At 71.4% G+C, this 15,935-nt stretch carries 16 protein-coding genes; 10 read left to right on the forward strand and 6 right to left on the reverse strand.

The genetic code is table 11. From position 1 onward, the window contains the following. Positions 1-13: 13 nt before the first annotated feature. Entirely contained in the window at positions 14-919 is a 906-nt protein-coding gene (locus CES90_RS01685; protein WP_189781838.1) for a pseudouridine-5'-phosphate glycosidase, read from the forward strand. Positions 920-926: 7 nt separating this feature from the next. After that, positions 927-1,844 carry a carbohydrate kinase family protein gene (locus tag CES90_RS01690; RefSeq protein ID WP_189781837.1) on the forward strand — a complete coding sequence of 306 codons (918 nt, stop codon included), beginning with the start codon at positions 927-929 and terminating at the stop codon, positions 1,842-1,844. Between the two features lie 92 nt (positions 1,845-1,936). On the opposite strand, the gene CES90_RS01695 is transcribed toward CES90_RS01690, so the two are convergent. Beyond that, positions 1,937-2,749 (reverse strand): methyltransferase domain-containing protein, encoded by an 813-nt coding sequence (locus tag CES90_RS01695; RefSeq protein ID WP_189781836.1) that lies wholly within the window; start codon positions 2,747-2,749, stop codon positions 1,937-1,939. 215 nt (positions 2,750-2,964) lie between these two features. Between CES90_RS01695 and CES90_RS01700 the strand changes: the two genes are divergently transcribed. Then, complete coding sequence (locus tag CES90_RS01700; protein WP_189781835.1) at positions 2,965-4,092, forward strand: magnesium and cobalt transport protein CorA; 1,128 nt, start codon at positions 2,965-2,967, stop codon at positions 4,090-4,092. A gap of 37 nt (positions 4,093-4,129) precedes the next feature. Here CES90_RS01700 and CES90_RS01705 read toward each other — a convergent pair whose 3' ends face one another. Together CES90_RS01705 and CES90_RS01710 are read right to left on the reverse strand one after the other, a co-directional pair. Continuing rightward, on the reverse strand, positions 4,130-4,558 hold the full coding sequence (locus CES90_RS01705; RefSeq protein WP_189781834.1) for a CBS domain-containing protein: 429 nt from the start codon (positions 4,556-4,558) through the stop codon (positions 4,130-4,132). A gap of 156 nt (positions 4,559-4,714) precedes the next feature. Then, positions 4,715-5,356 carry a nucleoside/nucleotide kinase family protein gene (locus CES90_RS01710; RefSeq protein WP_189781899.1) on the reverse strand — a complete coding sequence of 214 codons (642 nt, stop codon included), beginning with the start codon at positions 5,354-5,356 and terminating at the stop codon, positions 4,715-4,717. A 92-nt stretch (positions 5,357-5,448) separates the two neighbouring features. Here CES90_RS01710 and CES90_RS01715 point away from each other — a divergent pair, with 92 nt between their 5' ends. The 3 genes from CES90_RS01715 to CES90_RS01725 all read left to right on the forward strand — a co-directional run bounded on the left by CES90_RS01715 (position 5,449) and on the right by CES90_RS01725 (position 8,319). Next, positions 5,449-6,132 carry a DUF2293 domain-containing protein gene (locus CES90_RS01715; protein WP_189781833.1) on the forward strand — a complete coding sequence of 228 codons (684 nt, stop codon included), beginning with the start codon at positions 5,449-5,451 and terminating at the stop codon, positions 6,130-6,132. A 68-nt stretch (positions 6,133-6,200) separates the two neighbouring features. After that, on the forward strand, positions 6,201-6,680 hold the full coding sequence (locus tag CES90_RS01720) for an anthrone oxygenase family protein (protein ID WP_189781832.1): 480 nt from the start codon (positions 6,201-6,203) through the stop codon (positions 6,678-6,680). A gap of 151 nt (positions 6,681-6,831) precedes the next feature. Beyond that, positions 6,832-8,319 carry a glutamate synthase subunit beta gene (locus CES90_RS01725; protein ID WP_189781831.1) on the forward strand — a complete coding sequence of 496 codons (1,488 nt, stop codon included), beginning with the start codon at positions 6,832-6,834 and terminating at the stop codon, positions 8,317-8,319. A gap of 6 nt (positions 8,320-8,325) precedes the next feature. Here CES90_RS01725 and CES90_RS01730 read toward each other — a convergent pair whose 3' ends face one another. Continuing rightward, the gene (locus tag CES90_RS01730) at positions 8,326-8,865 is read right to left on the reverse strand and encodes a carboxymuconolactone decarboxylase family protein (protein WP_373313294.1); all 540 of its coding nucleotides are present in this window, start codon (positions 8,863-8,865) and stop codon (positions 8,326-8,328) included. Between the two features lie 41 nt (positions 8,866-8,906). Here CES90_RS01730 and pdxR point away from each other — a divergent pair, with 41 nt between their 5' ends. From pdxR to CES90_RS01750, 4 genes are all read left to right on the forward strand, one after another. Further along, entirely contained in the window at positions 8,907-10,382 is a 1,476-nt protein-coding gene (gene pdxR, locus CES90_RS01735) for a MocR-like pyridoxine biosynthesis transcription factor PdxR (RefSeq protein WP_229913688.1), read from the forward strand. 220 nt (positions 10,383-10,602) lie between these two features. Further along, complete coding sequence (locus CES90_RS01740) at positions 10,603-12,951, forward strand: PEP/pyruvate-binding domain-containing protein (protein WP_189781829.1); 2,349 nt, start codon at positions 10,603-10,605, stop codon at positions 12,949-12,951. Continuing rightward, positions 12,948-13,841, forward strand: coding sequence for a hypothetical protein (locus CES90_RS01745; protein ID WP_189781828.1), 894 nt, complete (start codon positions 12,948-12,950; stop codon positions 13,839-13,841). The genes CES90_RS01740 and CES90_RS01745 overlap by 4 nt, the downstream gene beginning before the upstream one ends. Before the next feature lie 146 nt (positions 13,842-13,987). After that, positions 13,988-14,716, forward strand: a complete 729-nt coding sequence (locus CES90_RS01750; RefSeq protein WP_189781827.1) for a protein-tyrosine phosphatase family protein — start codon at positions 13,988-13,990, stop codon at positions 14,714-14,716. Positions 14,717-14,734: 18 nt separating this feature from the next. Here the strand turns inward: CES90_RS01750 and CES90_RS01755 are convergent, their stop codons facing one another. Both CES90_RS01755 and CES90_RS01760 read right to left on the reverse strand, forming a co-directional pair. After that, a complete protein-coding gene (locus tag CES90_RS01755) occupies positions 14,735-15,550 on the reverse strand; it encodes an SAM-dependent methyltransferase (RefSeq protein WP_189781826.1) in 816 nt (271 codons plus the stop codon). 76 nt (positions 15,551-15,626) lie between these two features. After that, positions 15,627-15,929, reverse strand: coding sequence for a DUF397 domain-containing protein (locus tag CES90_RS01760; RefSeq protein WP_373313293.1), 303 nt, complete (start codon positions 15,927-15,929; stop codon positions 15,627-15,629). Between the last annotated feature and the right edge of the window lie 6 nt (positions 15,930-15,935).

A 15,935-nucleotide genomic window follows, 5' to 3' on the forward strand; every position in this document is an offset into this window, starting at 1 on the left:
AGGAGGCAAGCGCGTGCTGGTGGTGTCCGAAGAAGTGCGGGAAGCGGTTGACGCGCGTCAACCCGTAGTGGCGCTGGAGTCCACGATCATCGCGCACGGGCTGCCCCGCCCGCGCAATCTGCAGGTGGCGCTGGAGCTGGAGGACGTCGTACGGCAGGAGGGCGCCGTACCGGCGACGATCGCCGTGCTCGACGGGCGGCCGCACATCGGCCTCGACAAGGGGCAGTTGGAGCGGGTCGCCAACGAGGACGGCATCCGCAAGCTCGGGCACCGGGACCTGCCACTCGCGGTGGCCTCCGGAGTGAGCGGCGCGACCACGGTGTCCGCGACCGCCCTGCTGGCGGCCCTGGCGGGCGTCCGGGTGTTCGCGACGGGCGGGCTCGGGGGTGTGCACCGGGAGTGGACGGTGACCCAGGACGAGTCCGCCGACCTGGGGCTGTTGGCGCGCGCCCGGATCACGGTGGTGTGCGCGGGCGTGAAGTCGATCCTGGATGTGCCGGCGACCTTGCAGCGCCTGGAGACGCTGGGTGTCGCCGTCGCCGGTTACGGCACCGACCGCTTCCCCGGCTTCTATCTGTCCGACTCGGGTTATCCGGTGGAGTGGACGCTCGGGTCGCCGGGCGAGGTCGCGGACGTCATGCGCGCGCAGGACGCGCTCGGTGGCCCGGAGTCGGCGCTGATCGTCGCCAACCCCGTGCCCGAGGAGGAGCAGCTCGATCCCGAGCTCCACGCGCATGTGCTCGCCGAGGCGCTGCAGGCGTGCGAGGCCGAGGGCGTCACCGGGCAGGCGGTGACACCGTTCCTGCTGAGCTATCTGGTGCGGCACACCGACGGCGCCTCCCTGAAGGCCAATCTGGCGGCGGTACGAGGGAACGTACGGCTCGCTTCGCGGATCGCGGCGGCCTGGGCCGGGGCGTGAGGTGACGGTGGCCGGATCCGGGGCGGGCGGGGCTCTGCTCGTCGTGGGCGACGTCGTCACGGATGTCGTCGCCCGGCATCGCGGACCGCTCGCGCCGGGCACGGACACGGCCTCCGTGATCCGGACGCTGCCGGGCGGGGCGGGAGCCAACGTGGCCTGCTGGGCGGCTCATTGGGGCTGCGCGGACGTACGGCTGCTGGGGCGGGTGGGCACGGACGCGGTCGCCTGGCACGAGCGGGAGCTGCGGGCCTCGGGGGTGCGGCCCCACCTGGTCGTCGATCCGGAGGCGGCGACGGGGACGGTGATCTGTCTGGTGGACATGGGCGACGCGGCCGAACGTACGTTCCTCACGGACAGCGGCGCCTCGCTCCGGCTGGACCCGGGCGACTGGTCGCCGTCCCTGCTCGACGGGGTCGCGCGGCTGCATCTGTCGGGCTATTTGTTCTTCTCTGAACCGAGCCGGGCGCTGGTCACGGCGGCGCTGGAGTCGGCACGCGCGCGTGGGGTGCCGGTGAGTGTGGATCCGGCGTCGTCGGGGTTCCTCACGAAGCTGGGTGTGGACCGTTTCCTCGAACTCGTCAAAGGCGTCGATGTGTTGCTGCCCAGCCGGGACGAGGCGTTTCTGCTGACCGGGCTGCCCGATCCGGCCGACGCCGCGGCCAAGTTGAGCCGCCACGTTCCCCTTGTCGTCGCCAAGCAGGGGGCCGACGGCGCCCTGGTCGCCCGTGGCGGCAGCGTGCGGTCGAGGGTTCCGGCGACCCCCGCCGTGCCCCGCGATACGACCGGCGCGGGCGACGCCTTCACCGGGGCGTTCCTGGCCGCCCTGCTCGCCGGCGCGGAGGCTGAGGACGCGGCGGTCGAGGGATGCGGGGCAGGGGCGCGGGCGGTGGAGAAGGTGGGCGGAAGGCCGCCGGTGGCCGGCTGAGACTCGGTGTGTCGACTGCGGAGAGGCCGATGAGCCTCGGGTGTTCCCTGACCGACTGGGCCCTGGGGCGCTGCCATGGGACGTTGCCTCCCCTACGCCTTCCGTCCCCACGCCGAGATCAGCGGTGGGGCGGCGACGTCCATCGTGCCGGAGGCCACGTCGGCCAGGTGGCGGTCGATCTCCTCGTCCGTGGCGAGGTTCGCCGTGACCAGGGCAGCGCGGAGCTGCTGAATCGTCGTCAGCTCCAGGACGGCACAGCCGGGTGAGGCGACGGGGAAGTACGCGTCGGCCTCTACTCCCCGCAAGCCCGCCGCCCGTAGTAGACGCGGAAGTCTGCGGCCGTGTGCCAGGTCGACACCGTGTTCGGCGAGCAGCGTACGGACGGCCTGGCGGAGCCGGTTGGCCAGTTGCTGCTCGGGGCCGGTTTCCTCCGGACAGGCCAGGGGCTGGAGGGCGGGGTCGGCGTCCTCGATCAGCAGCCGTCCGCCCGGACGCAGGGCATCGATCATCGACAGCAACGCCCGCTCGCGGTCCGGGGCGTGACCGAGGGCCAGCCGGGCATGGACGAAGTCGAAGCCCTCACCCGGCGGGCCGTCGACGCCGACATGGTGGACGCGGACCTCGACCGGTGGGCGGGTGACCGAGGGGACGGCCCACGAGAGATCGGTGTCGGTCGCCATGACCTTCCCGGTCGGTCCGACCTTCTTGGCCAGCCAGGAGACCACGGAGGAGCCGCCCGCGCCGACCTCCCAGCAGCGCCAGCCGGATCCGAGACCGAAGCCCTCCATGTGCCGGAACGTCGTGGGGTCGAAGAGCGTGGCGAAGGCCTCGGAGCGCTGCCCCGTCTCGGCTTGTCCTGTCTCGGTCTGCTGCTGGTCGAAGAGATATCCGTCGGTTCGCATCATGCCGCGATCATCCCATTTGACGGACTTGTCACTTATCGCGACGCTCCCGCAGTCCGCGAGGTCCGCTCCGGCGGGGGCTGAAAGCGCTGGAGTCGCCGGAAAACGAAGCGGAGTGTTCCGTTCCCACAGCCTTACCCGCCGCTCATTCGGTCCTGGCAAACTGGCGCGAGAAGGCACGAAGTGCGGTGCGAGGAGATCCACGCAAGGAGATCCAGATGTCCATGGCAGGGAATTTGCGGAAGGTCACCGGCCTCGACAAGGTCGGCGGCCTCCGCAAGGTGGCACGGCTGGCACGGCGTCGCGCCCGCGTCGACCTCAGCCATCCGGCCCGGTCCCCGCTGGGCACCGCGGTGGTGAACTGCGTGACATACCAGAAGGGAGTTCGGATCCCCGGCGGCCGCGATGTCATCGAGGCGATACGGCAGGTTCGCAGGAGCGACCACGGCTTCGTCTGGCTCGGGCTGCACGAGCCGACGGAGCGGGAGTTCGCCGGCATCGCCGAGCTCTTCGATCTGCACCCGCTGGCGGTCGAGGACGCGGTCGAGGCCCACCAGCGCCCGAAGCTGGAGCGGTACGGCGACACGCTGTTCTCGGTGTTCAAGACGGTCTGCTATGTCGAGCACACGGAACTGACCGCGACCAGCGAAGTGGTGAACACCGGCGAGATCATGGTCTTCGTCGGCCCCGACTTCGTGATCACGGTACGGCACGGGCGGCACGGTTCACTCGGCCCGCTGCGCGAGGAGTTGGAGGCGAACCCGGAGCAGCTCGCCAAGGGCCCGGCCGCGGTGCTGCACGCGATCGCGGACCACGTGGTGGACGACTATCTGACCGTCACGGACCAGGTGCAGGCGGACATCGACCAGGTCGAGACGGATGTGTTCGCCGCGAACGGCTCACGCGTCGACCCGGGGCGCATCTACCAGCTCAAACGTGAACTGCTCGAACTGAAGCGAGCGGTGGCCCCGCTCGCCCGCCCGCTCCTCGAGCTCACCTCACGGCCGATCCGAGTGGTCGATCCGGAGATACAGGCCTACTTCCGTGACGTCTCCGACCACTTGCTGCGGGCCACCGAGCAGATAGCCGCGTTCGACGAACTGCTGAACTCGATCCTGCAGGCGCACCTCGCGCAGGTCAGCGTCGCGCAGAACGAGGACATGCGGAAGATCACGGCGTGGGCGGCGCTCATCGCCGTACCGACCATGGTGTGCGGGGTCTACGGCATGAACTTCGAGCACATGCCCGAGCTGCACTGGAAGTTCGGCTATCCGCTGGTCCTGGGGATCATAGCCACCGCCTGCGCCACCTTGTACCGGGGCTTCAAGCGCAACGGCTGGCTGTGACCCCAGGGCCGGCGGGATCGGTCGGGCAGCGGCCGGGTCAGTGCGTCGCGGTCTTCGCGTAGACGCTCTCGGCCCAGTCGGCGATCTGGTCCTCCGGCAGGTTCCGGGCCAGGTCGGCCTCACTGATCATGCCGACGAGGCGCTTGTTCTCGATCACCGGAAGCCGGCGGATCTGGTGCCCCTTCATCTCCTGGAGCACCTCGCTGATGTCGGCGTTCGCGTCGATCCAGCGCGGTGTCCCCTTGGCCAGGTCGCCGGCCGTGACTTTGGACGGGTCGCGGCCCAGGGCGACACAACCGACGACGATGTCGCGGTCGGTGAGGATGCCGCAGAGCCGTTCGTTCCGGTCGCTGATGGGGAGCGCCCCGACGTTCAGCTGGCGCATCAGCTGGGCGGCGCGGTCCAGGGTCTCGTGGGCGGGAATCCACTGGGCACCGCGGTGCATGATGTCTCCGGCGGTGGTCATGTAGTACCTCCCGTTGCCGGACGGCCGGCGCGGCGCAGGACACACCGCTAAGTCCCGGCGCCCTACATTCTTGCCGCGCCCGGAAGGAACCGCACCCGGAGCAGTCGGGGACACGGGTCCCGGCTCACACGAGCCCTGTGCTTGCGGGCCCCGCTGTCAGCCGTTCCAGGCCGGGTGCCGGGGGTCGTCGGCGCGTACCAGGACGTCGGCCGTGTTGGCCGGGGCGGTTTCGGTCTCATAGCGCTCGTAGGCGGGGAGGGTCCAGTGCTCGTTCTCGGGGGTGCGGCGGCGCAGGGCGCTCGGGGAGAGGAGGACATGGACGCTCAGGTCGAAGGGAAACCAGTTCTTGAGGAGGAGGGGGCCTTGCATCAACAGGAGTGCACCGGGCCGGAGTTGGACGTAGGGACTGCGAGTGGCGCGGTCGGTGGTGGGATCCCAGAGGTCGGGCAGGACTCGACCCGTACCGCCGACTTCGAGCGGGCCGAAGACCTCGCGCCAGAGGGCGGGAGTGTCGAACCAGCCGTTGTAGTACGCCTCCACGTCCTCGTGACCGTACTCGAAGCGGAGCGACGCCGGACGGAGGAAGCCCTCGGTGCCCACGACCAGAGAGGAGCGGCCACGTATGCGCAGTGCCTCCGAGACGCGTGCGGCGAGGTCGCCGGGATGGGCGGCCGGGGCACCGTCGAAGGCGACGCGCGGCCAGAGGCCGCCGTCGGCCGGCTTCAGGTCGAGGAGGCGGTCGGCGAGGAGATCGCCGAGCCGCTCCCAGGTGATCGCGTCGAATCGCACACGGCCCATGATGCCGCGCGCGTCGAAACGGGCCCGAACCGGTCGGGAGACCGACGCGAAAGCCACGTGACCATGCGGCCACCAGGGGGAATCAACCGCTTATGGCCGCGCTCGCTACACCCCCGCCCCGTACCGGACTTGTCGTCGTGCAGGCACTCAGGAAGAAGCACTGCGCGGAATGCCGGGGCGGGCCGGTGGGGCTGCTCATGCTGGAAGAGGGGGTGCCGCGCTGTCTCGACTGCGCGGACCTCGGGCATCTGGTGTTCCTGCCGCGCGGCGACACCGCACTCACGCGCAGAGCGAGGGAGGAGAGCTCACTGTCGGCCGTGGTCGTGCGGTTCAACCGGCGCAAGAGCCGGTACGAGCGACAGGGCGTCCTGGTCGAGGAGGCGGCGCTCGCCCGGGCCGAGGAGCGCTGCCTGGCGGACGCGGAGGTCCGACGGCGACGCCGAGCCCGGGACGCGCGGCGGCGGGCCGTGGAGGACGTGCGGTTCACGGACGCGTTCGCGACGGAGATACGGCGGCTGTTCCCCGCCTGCCCGGCCGAGCGAGCACGGGAAATCGCCGCACACGCCTCCCTCCGAGGCAGCGGGCGGGTGGGACGGAGCGCGGCGGGGCGCGCCATGACGGAGGTCGCGGTGACCTCGGCGGTCATCGCGTCCGTACGGCATGTGGACACGCCGTACGACCAGCTCCTCATGAGCGGCTTGGCACGGTACGCGGCACGGCGACGGATCGCGGGGGTGGTGGAGGCGAGGCTGCGCGAGTGGCGGGCGACGGGATGAGCGGGGTGTGGTGACGGTGGACGCCGTACGGGATCCTTTGAATCGGGGGAAATCAGGTGGGAGCGGACATGATCGACGGGCCGTACTTCGTGCTGACGGTGTTGGGCTTGCTCGGGACCACGATGGTGGCGGGGGTGTTCTGCGCGTTCTCGACGTTCGTGATGAAGGGGCTGGCCTCTCTGCCGCCGGCGCAGGGTGTCGCCGCGATGCAGGCGATCAATGTGAGCGCCCTGACTCCGGCCTTCATGCTCGTGTTCGCCGGTACGGCGGTGCTGTGCGCCGTGCTCGCCGTCGTCACGTTCGTGCTGTGGCCGGACGAGGGCACGGTGGAGTTGCTGCTCGGCAGCGCGCTGTATCTGTTCGGCTGCTTCGGGGTCACGATGGTGGCGAACGTGCCGCGCAACGAGGCGCTCGCCAAGCTGGACGCGGGCACGCCGGAGGCCGCCGCGTACTGGCGGACGTATGTGAGCGAGTGGACGGGGTGGAACCACATACGGATGGTCGCGGCGGCCGCGGCGGCGCTGTCGTATCTGCTGGCGCTCACCTGAGGCGGGTGCGGGGGGCCGCGTCGTATCGTGGCGGGAGGAGAGTGCCCCCCGAGGGCGTACGGCCTCACGTCTCATGTCGATTCCGACCCGATCCGAGTCCGCCGGTGTACGGCCACGCCGTACGCGTACGCAATACGTGAGGGAGACGGCAATGGCCGATCCCAAGGGTTTTCTGACCACGCCACGCGAGGAATGGCCCCGACGGCCCGTGGAGGAGCGGGTGCGGGACTGGAACGAGGTGCACGTTCCCGGGGCGCTGTTGCCGATCATCAGCAGGCAGGCCGACCGTTGCATGGACTGCGGGATCCCGTTCTGCCATGAAGCGTGTCCGCTCGGGAATCTGATCCCCGAGTGGAACGACCTCGTGTCGCGGGAGGACTGGCGCGCGGCGAGCGACCGGTTGCACGCCACGAACAACTTCCCCGAGTTCACGGGGCGATTGTGTCCCGCCCCCTGCGAGGCCGGGTGCGTCCTGGCGATCAATCAGCCCGCGGTGACCATCAAGAACGTCGAGGTGGCCATCGCGGACCGGGCCTGGGAGGACGGTTTCACGCCGCCGCGCCCGCCGGACCGGTTGACCGGGAAGACGGTCGCCGTGATCGGCTCCGGGCCCACGGGGCTCGCGGCGGCACAGCAGCTGACCCGGGCCGGGCACACGGTCGCGGTGTACGAGCGGGCGGACCGGATCGGGGGGTTGCTGCGGTACGGGATACCCGCGTTCAAGATGGAGAAGCGGCATCTGGACCGGCGGTTGGAGCAGATGCGGGCGGAGGGCACGAAGTTCCGTACGTCGACCGCCATAGGCAAGGACATCGGGGCGGCTGAGCTGCGGTCCCGGTACGACGCCGTGGTGATCGCGACAGGGGCGACGGCCTGGCGGGAACTGGACGTGCCAGGGCGGGAGTTGGACGGCATCCACCAGGCGATGGAGTATCTGCCGCTGGCCGACCGGGTGTGTGAGGGGGATCTGGCCGCCTCGCCGCTGTCGGCCGCCGGGAAGCATGTCGTGATCGTCGGGGGTGGTGACACGGGGGCGGACTGTCTGGGGACGGCGGTACGGGAAGGGGCCGCGTCCGTGACGCAGTTGGACATCTATCCGCTGCCGATGGCGGACCGCGACGAGGACGTCGATCCATGGCCGACGTATCCGAAGGTGTACCGGCTCTCGGCAGCGCACGAGGAGGCGCGCGACCTGGAGACAGCGCCGGCGGCGGACGCGGACGCGCGGTTGTTCGCGGCGTCCACGCTCCGCTTCACGGGGGACGCTGACGGACATGTGCGGGGATTGCACCTGGTCGAGGTGGACGAGCGGCGGCAGCCCCGGCCCGGCACAGGGCGGACACTCCCCGTCGACCTGGTCCTGCTCGCCCTCGGCTTCTCGGGGCCGGACCGCCACGACGGGCTCATCGACCAACTGGGGCTGGCCCTCGATCCGCGCGGGACGATCACCCGGGGGCCGGACTTCGCGACCAACGTCCCCGGCGTGTACGCCGCCGGGGACGCCGCCCGCGGGCAGTCCCTCATCGTCTGGGCGATCGCCGAGGGACGGGCGGTGGCCGCCGCGGTCGACCGCGCACTGACCGGCGCGGAGCGCCTACCGGCGCCGATCGGCCCGTACGACCGGCCGATGACGGCGTAGGGCCGCTCAGCGGTCGTCGGTGCCTGCGCGCTTGCCCGTGGACAGGGCTATGCGGTTCCAGGTGTTGATCGTGAGGATCAGGGCGAGGACGTGGGCGAGCTCGGTGTCGTCGAAGTGGGTGGCGGCCTCGGCGTAGACGGCGTCCGGGACGCTGTTGTCGGCTACGAGGGTGACGGCCTCGGTGAGCGCGAGGGCCGCCTGTTCGCGTGGGGTGAAGAAGTGCCGGGCCTCGCGCCACACCGGGATCATGTGGAGTCGGTCCTCGCTCTCGCCGGCCTTGCGGGCGTCGTTGGTGTGCATGTGGAGGCAGTAGGCGCAGTGGTTGAGGTGGGAGGCGCGGATCTGGATCAGTTCGACCAGTGCCGGGTCGAGACCCTCGCGGGCGGCCGCGTCGAAGCCGATGAGGGCGCGGAAGACCTTCGGCGCGGACTTCGCGAAGTCGAGCCGCCGGGTCATTTCGTTCGCTGTCGCCTCGTTCGCCGTCGCCTCGTTCGCCGTCGTGTCATTCGCCGTCGTGTCATTCGCCGTGTTCGTCGTCATGACCATGAATCTATGGGGCGGAAAGACCTGCCATAGGGTGCATTTCTGTGGTGGATTCGTGGGTCAATTCGGCGGAGCGGATCGGTGCCGATCTGCATCTCGAGCTGTCCGGTACCGGTGGGCGTCGCGCCGCGCTCATCCGGGCGCTGCGGGACGCGGTGCGCAGCGGCCGACTGGCTCCCGGTACACGGCTGCCGCCGTATCGCTCGCTGGCCGCGGACCTCGGCGTGGCCCGGAACACGGTCGCCGACGCGTACGCGGAGCTGGTCGCGGAGGGGTGGCTGACCGCGCGGCAGGGGTCAGGCACCCGGGTCGCCGAGCGGGCGGAACCGTTGGGCGGCTCCGCCCGCGTACCCCGAAAAGAGCCTCCACGCGCGCGTGGATCGCGGCACGACCTGCGGCAGGGCACTCCGGACTCGTCGTCGTTCCCGCGTGCGGCTTGGGCGACGTCGTATCGCAGGGCATTGGCGCAGGCGCCCAACGAGGCCTTCGGGCCGGGCGACCCCGCGGGCCGGGGCGAACTCCGTGAGGCGCTCGCCGAGTATCTGGCACGCGCGCGTGGAGTGCGCACCGAGCCCTCGCGGATCGTGATCTGCTCCGGCTTCGCGCACGCCCTGCGCCTCCTCTTCCACGGCCGGGTGCTGCGGGGGCCGCTGGCCGTGGAGTCGTACGGCCTGGCGTTCCATCGTGAGCTGCTGAGCGCCGCGTCCGTACGGACCGTTCCGCTGCCGTTGGACGAGGACGGCGCGCGCGTGGACGGTCTGGGGCGCGAGAACGCCGTGCTGCTCACGCCCGCGCACCAGTTCCCCACCGGCGGGCCGTTGCATCCCTCGCGGCGGGCCGCTGTCGTCGACTGGGCACGCGCGCGTGGCGGGGTGATTCTGGAGGACGACTACGACGGGGAGTTCCGCTACGACCGCAAGCCCGTCGGCGCCTTGCAGGGACTGGATCCCGAGCGGGTCGTGCACATCGGGTCGGTCAGCAAGAGCCTGTCGCCGGCGCTTCGGCTGGGGTGGATGGTCCTTCCGGAGCGGTACGTCGACGCCGTACTGGAGGTGAAGGGTGAGCGGGAGGGCTGGGTGAGCGTCCTCGATCAGTTGGCGCTCGCGGACTTCCTCGTCTCGGGGTCGTACGACCGTCATGTGCGGCGGATGCGGCAGCGGTACCGGGCGCGGCGCGACCGGCTGGTCTCCGCGCTCGCCGCGCACGCGCCGCACATCGAGGTCACCGGCATCGCGGCCGGGCTGCACGCGGTACTGCGGCTGCCGCCCGGAACGGAGCGGTCCGCGGTGAAGGCGGCGGCCTGGCAGGGCATCGCGCTCGACGGGCTGGCCGCGTTCCGGCACCCGGAGGCGACGGACACCGAGGCGCCGGACGGGCTCGTCGTGGGGTACGCGACGCCCCCGGAGCACGCGTACGGCGCGGCCGTGGAGGCACTGTGCGGGGTGCTGCCACCCAAGGCCGCCGAGGCCGCCGAGGCCGCCGAGGCCGCCGAGGCCGCCGAAGGGACGGCTCGGCCATGAGCATGAGCATGAACATGAACAGGACCGCGCCGGGGACATAAACCCCATTCGACAGGAAAACGACCTGGGTGGGATCATTGGCCGAGGAGGTGCCTCACCGCCGCCATCCAGGCGGACCGACAACTTGGCGGTGATCTGCCCCCATCCTTCGTTCCGTCGTCAGGCGTAGGCCCATTCCCGCGCGTCCCCCCTGTTGGCGGCCGGTCCTGGAGGGTGCGCGATGACGACGCTCGACGAACGTCACGGCGAACACGAAGAAGGTGCCCGCGACGGGGAGCCGTTCCGGGGCGGCGGCACACTCGGCTCTCACGTCGTATCCCTGGCCCAGCCGACTGCCTCGCTCCCCCCGCTCGCCGGTTCCAAGGCGGCCCATCTCGCGCGAGCGGCTCGCGCGGGACTGCCGGTACTGCCCGGCTTCGTGATCCCGTACAACCCACGGGGCCCACGGGGCCCACAGGGCTCGCACGACCCGCATGACCCGTGCGACCCGTGCGAGAGCGCCGACGAGCCCTCCGTGGTGCGCGCCTGGGAGGAGTTGTCGAGCCATGGCACGCACCCCCTCGTCGTACGGTCCTCCTCGCCGCACGAGGACACACAGGACTCCTCTCTGGCGGGTCGGTTCGACTCCGTGCTCGATGTGCGGGGGTGGGAGGAGTTCCGGGCGGCGGTACGAACCGTGGCCGGCTCGGCGCGGCAGCCCGACGGGTTCACCGCGCCCATGGCGGTGCTCGTCCAGCCGATGCTCAGGGCCCGGGCTGGCGGCGTGCTGTTCGGCGCGGACCCTGTGGCGGGCCGGACCGACCGGCTGCTGGTCAGCGCGGTGCGAGGCGGGCCCGACACACTGGTCAGCGGCGATCAGCCGGGGACCAGCTACTGGCTGAGCAGGTGGGGGCGGTTGCTGCGGACGGAGACGGCGGAGACGGAGACCGAATCGGCGGAAGTTGAGCCGTCAAGCCCCACACCCACAGGCCATCCCCTCCTCACAGCCTCCGAGCTGCGTCGTCTCGCCCGTCTCGCGCGTCGCGCGGCGCGGGTTTTCGGCGGGCCCCAGGACATCGAGTTCGGCTTCGACGACGACGGGCGGCTGTGGCTGTTCCAGAGCCGACCGATCACGGCGATGGCGGCCCGGCCGCCGCGTGGGGCCCGGTTGCTCGGTCCGGGGCCGGTGGCGGAGACGTTGCCGGGTCAGTTGGAGCCGCTGGAGGAGGACCTGTGGCTGGCGCCCATGGCCCGGGGGCTCGCGGTGGCGCTGGACATCGGCGGTACCGCGCCCCGGCGGCTGTTGCGGACGGTGCCGGTCGTCACTGCGGTCGGCGGCCGGGCGGCGGCGGACCTGCGGCTGCTCGGCGCCGTCCCGCCGAGGCACCGATGGCTCGCGCTGCTCAACCCGGCGCCGGGCGCCCGGCGACTCGGCGCGGCCTGGCGGGTGGGGCGGCTGGCCTCGACGTTGCCGGGACTGGCGACGGACCTGGTGGCGGACGTCGACCGGCGGCTCACCGAGATCCCGCCGCCCGCCGAACTGCCGACCGCCGAGCTGGTCCCGGCCCTCCGCTGGACCCGTGCCACCCTCGTCTCGCTCCACGCCCAGGAGGCCCTGGCCGGCGCCCTCCTCCCGGAGCCCCGCGTCACGGCGGCGAGCACCGCCCTCGCGACGCTCACGGAGACGGGTGTCCAGGGTCTGCCCGATCATCGGCTGATCGCCGCCGAACCCGTGGTACTCGCGCTGACGGCCCCCAGCCTGTGGGACGGCATACGACTGCCACGGCCCTTCACCCACCCGACGGACGCGGCACGCGCCCCGACGGACGCGACCGCCCCCACGAACACAGCCACCCTCCCCACCTCCCCTCGTCGAGGCTCCTCCGTCTGCGCCCTCCCGCCGCGCGAGGCCCTGCGGCTGCGCATCCGCTGGGTGCAGGAACTGCAGGTCCGGCTGGTGCGCGAAGGGGCTCGCAGGCTGACCGTGCGGGGCGCGCTGGGCGAGGCACGGCGGGCGGGCCTGTTGCGCTGGAAGGAGTTCGTCAGCGCGCTGGAGGGTGGGCCGTTGCCCTCCGACCTCGAAGAACGGCTCCCTCTGGCCGCCTCCGCACCACTCCCAGACGCGTTCCGCCTCGCTGACGGCGGTGTGGTCGTCGCCGAGCACGCGGCCCAGGAATCCGGCGACGGCGCCCGGGGTGTGTCCGGCGGCCGGGCCATCGGCACCGCGTGGGGCGGCGACGGACCGCCGCCCCCGGACGCCGTACTCGTCGTCCGCACGCTCGACCCGGCGCTCGCCCCGCTGCTGCCCCGCCTCGCGGGACTGGTCGCACAGACCGGCAGCCCGTTGTCCCATCTCGCCATCCTGGCACGGGAGTTCGGCGTACCCACGGTAGTCGGCGCCACCGACGCGGTACACCGCTTCCCACCCGGCACCCGTCTGACGGTCGACGGCACCATCGGCGACGTACAAGACATGCAAGACGTACAGGCGGAGGGCTCACGTGACAGACGAGCAGAGGGGGACTCGCACGACGGACGAGACGTACGGGCGGAAGGCTCACGCGGCACACGACCGGAAGGCTCGCGATGAGACGCCTCGCCTATCTCTTCGGGGGCGCCGCGGCGGTCGGCGCGGCGGTCTACTTCGTCGTCTACCTCTACCGATGGCAGTGGCAGCGGGCCATCCTCTGCGGGGTACTGCTCCTGATCGTCGGGGTGCTGCTGCTCGGGATCGTGCTGCTGGGGCGGCTCGCGCGGATCGAGGAGCGGATACGGGAGAGCGACCGACGGCAGCAGGACGTGCTCGCCCGGCTCCGGCAGCCGACCGTGCGGGAGCGGGACGAGCGGTTCCGCTGGCTGGAGGACCCAGCGAGCCGTACGTACGTCTTCGTGCCCGTACTGATGGTCACCGGGGTGCTGCTGGCCGGTGTCGCCTGGCTGGTGCAGCGGATCGCGACGGTCGCCGCGCGACCCACGGCAGAGCGTCGTCTCGCGGGTCGGCTGTCCGTCCTCGCCGCACCCGACACGGCCCCGGACACCGACCTCGAGGACGTACGACCGCTGGGCGGCGGCAGCGGCGGCAGGCACACGGCCCGGCTGATCACCGTGGGGGTCGTCGGCGCCGCCCTGCTGGCCTCGCTCGTCGTCGGGCTCGCCGATCTCACCCAGACGAGGAAGGAAGGAGCGAACGGGTCCGAGGCGACCTCTGTGCTGGTCCGCGTCGACATGCGTGGCGTGCCCGTGACGAACGAGCGGCAGTCCATGGCCGCGAGCCAGGCGTGGGAGCGCTGCCGGAACTCCACGTCGGTGCCCCTGCGCCGGACCACGCTCGGCGACCTGGGTGACGGCCTGTTCGCCGGGGTCGTCCGGCCCGCCCTGACCGACCACGACCGGCTGCGACTGCGCGGCTGCCTGGAGGACGCCGACGTGGACCGCGCCCATCTCACCGTGGTGGGTATCGGCGACGCGGACGAGTACTGAACCCGACAGATCCAGCAAAGCGATAGGAAAGGCGTGATTGAGCACACAATCGGACAGATTGCCCGGTAGGGCCGGTTACGCTACCGAGCAGGCCCTCTCCCGCAGGGCCCTTCCCGCGCCCCCGTCCCCAACCCCCCGGGTCGTTCATGTCTGTCACCCTCGCGCCTTCTCCCGTACGCCCAGATCCGAATCCCACCCAGTCCGGCCGCCCGGGCACGCGCCGTCGCCGCGTCGCGCATGTCCTCGTCGGAGTCCTGCTCGGCTACCTCGCCCTGTGGGCCACCGGGACGCTCGGCATCCTGGCCCTGTCGTACTGGGCGCGTGAGGAGAATCCGCCGCCCGCGGGGACCCACTCGATGCGGGGCATCCACAACTTCCAGCCCGTCGGCACCGCCGGCGAGCTGTGGCGCGGGGCCGCACCCTCCCCCGCCGGCTACCAGGAGCTCGCCGACCTCGGCTTCACCACGGTCGTCGACCTGCGCGCCGAGGACCTGTCCGAGGCCCAGCTGGCCGAGCCCCGCAAGGCGGGCCTCGACGTCCTACGACTGCCGATCCGTGACGGGCAGACCCCGAAGCCGGAGCAGGTGCAGCGCCTGCTCGACACCGTCGCCGAGGCCTCCGGGCCGGTGTTCGTGCACTGCGGCGCCGGCGTCGGCCGTACGGGGACGATGGCGGCGGCGTACCTCGTACGGACCGGACAGGCGGAGCCGGGAGCGGCGGTCTGGCGCAACCTCTCGGTCGGGCCGCCGTCGATCGAGCAGATCTACTACGGACTGAACCTGGAGGAGGAGCGGGCGACCGCGAAGCCGCCGCTCCCGGTGGTGGCGGTGAGCCGCTTCGTCGACGCACCCCGCCGCATCTGGTCGTACCTGTAGACCGAAGAGCGACCTGTGTTACGGCTTGCGCCCCACCGCCCCGTACCCGGGGATGACCCCGTCGTCCTGGCCGGGAACGGGCTCGCCCAGCTCGGGATGCCACTTGTGGGGTACCTCGACGCCGGGCTCGACGAGATCCAGGCCGTCGAAGAAGCGGGCGAACTCGTCACGGGAGCGCAGGGCCAGGTTGACGCCAGCGGCCTTGAGCTTCTCCGTCGCTGCCTTCGACTCCTCCGGGGTGAAGTCGGCGGTGGCGTGGCTGACGACCAGGTAGCTGCCGGAGGGCAGCTCGGACAGCAGCCCCTGGACCAGATCGTGCGCGCCGTCCTCGTCGGAGACGAAGTGCAGCAGCGCAATCAGGGAGAGGGCCACGGGCCGGCCGAAGTCCAGCACCTTCCTGGCGCCCTCGATGACCGCGTCCGGGCTGCGCACGTCGGCCTGCAGATACTCGGTCCGCCCTTCGGGCGTACCGCGCAGCAGGGCCGCCGCGTGGGCCAGCACGATGGGGTCGTTGTCGGAGTAGACGACGACCGCGTCGGCGGCGACCCGCTGGGCGATCTGGTGGAGGTTCGGCTCGGTGGGTATGCCGGTGCCGATGTCGAGGAACTGCCGTACCCCGTTCTCGGCCAGCCACCGCGTGGTCCGGTGCATGAAGGCACGATTGACCCGCGCCATCACCGGCACCCGGGGGTCGAGGGCCAGCATCTGCCTGCCCATCGCCTCGTCGACGGGGTAGTTGTCCTTGCCGCCGAGGTACCAGTCGTACATCCGCGCGGGATGGGGTCTGCTCGTGTCGATCTCGACGGGGGGACGCCCGTTCATGACGAACTCCATAGGGTTCTGCAGCAGTAAGTGATCAACTCAGGCCCAGCATGGGGAGATTGAGAACAACAGGGGTGCGCAACAGGTCTCAGGACAACAGGAAGTCCGCCGCCCCCTCCTTCGCTCCCTGGATGAAGGCGTTCATCTCGTCGGGCGTGTAGATCAGCGCCGGCCCGTCGGGGTCGGTGGACTGCCGTACGGCGATACGGCCGTCGGCGAGCTTCATGGCCTCCAGGCAGTTGCCGCCGTTGCCACCGCTCCAGGGCTTGTGCCAGCCCTCACTACCCAGCTCGCGGGCGGGCATGCCGTTGTAGACGGGTGCGTGTCCGTGTGCCTGTGCGTGTCCGTGCGACTGCGTGTGCGTGCGCGACTGCGACTTGATGCGATCCATTCGGTG

Origin of the sequence: Streptomyces capitiformicae (assembly GCF_002214185.1) — a bacterium.
Classification (GTDB): Bacteria; Actinomycetota; Actinomycetes; order Streptomycetales; family Streptomycetaceae; genus Streptomyces; species Streptomyces capitiformicae.

Excerpts from the sequence above, each read along its gene's own strand:
- CES90_RS01695 (WP_189781836.1), bottom strand. The coding sequence starts at position 2,749 with ATGATGCGAACCGACGGATATCTCTTCGACCAGCAGCAGACCGAGACA.
- CES90_RS01700 (WP_189781835.1), top strand. The coding sequence starts at position 2,965 with ATGTCCATGGCAGGGAATTTGCGGAAGGTCACCGGCCTCGACAAGGTC.
- CES90_RS01705 (WP_189781834.1), bottom strand. The coding sequence starts at position 4,558 with ATGACCACCGCCGGAGACATCATGCACCGCGGTGCCCAGTGGATTCCC.
- CES90_RS01710 (WP_189781899.1), bottom strand. The coding sequence starts at position 5,356 with ATGGGCCGTGTGCGATTCGACGCGATCACCTGGGAGCGGCTCGGCGAT.
- CES90_RS01715 (WP_189781833.1), top strand. The coding sequence starts at position 5,449 with ATGGCCGCGCTCGCTACACCCCCGCCCCGTACCGGACTTGTCGTCGTG.
- CES90_RS01720 (WP_189781832.1), top strand. The coding sequence starts at position 6,201 with ATGATCGACGGGCCGTACTTCGTGCTGACGGTGTTGGGCTTGCTCGGG.
- CES90_RS01725 (WP_189781831.1), top strand. The coding sequence starts at position 6,832 with ATGGCCGATCCCAAGGGTTTTCTGACCACGCCACGCGAGGAATGGCCC.
- CES90_RS01730 (WP_373313294.1), bottom strand. The coding sequence starts at position 8,865 with ATGGTCATGACGACGAACACGGCGAATGACACGACGGCGAATGACACG.
- CES90_RS01740 (WP_189781829.1), top strand. The coding sequence starts at position 10,603 with ATGACGACGCTCGACGAACGTCACGGCGAACACGAAGAAGGTGCCCGC.
- CES90_RS01745 (WP_189781828.1), top strand. The coding sequence starts at position 12,948 with ATGAGACGCCTCGCCTATCTCTTCGGGGGCGCCGCGGCGGTCGGCGCG.
- CES90_RS01750 (WP_189781827.1), top strand. The coding sequence starts at position 13,988 with ATGTCTGTCACCCTCGCGCCTTCTCCCGTACGCCCAGATCCGAATCCC.
- CES90_RS01755 (WP_189781826.1), bottom strand. The coding sequence starts at position 15,550 with ATGGAGTTCGTCATGAACGGGCGTCCCCCCGTCGAGATCGACACGAGC.
- CES90_RS01760 (WP_373313293.1), bottom strand. The coding sequence starts at position 15,929 with ATGGATCGCATCAAGTCGCAGTCGCGCACGCACACGCAGTCGCACGGA.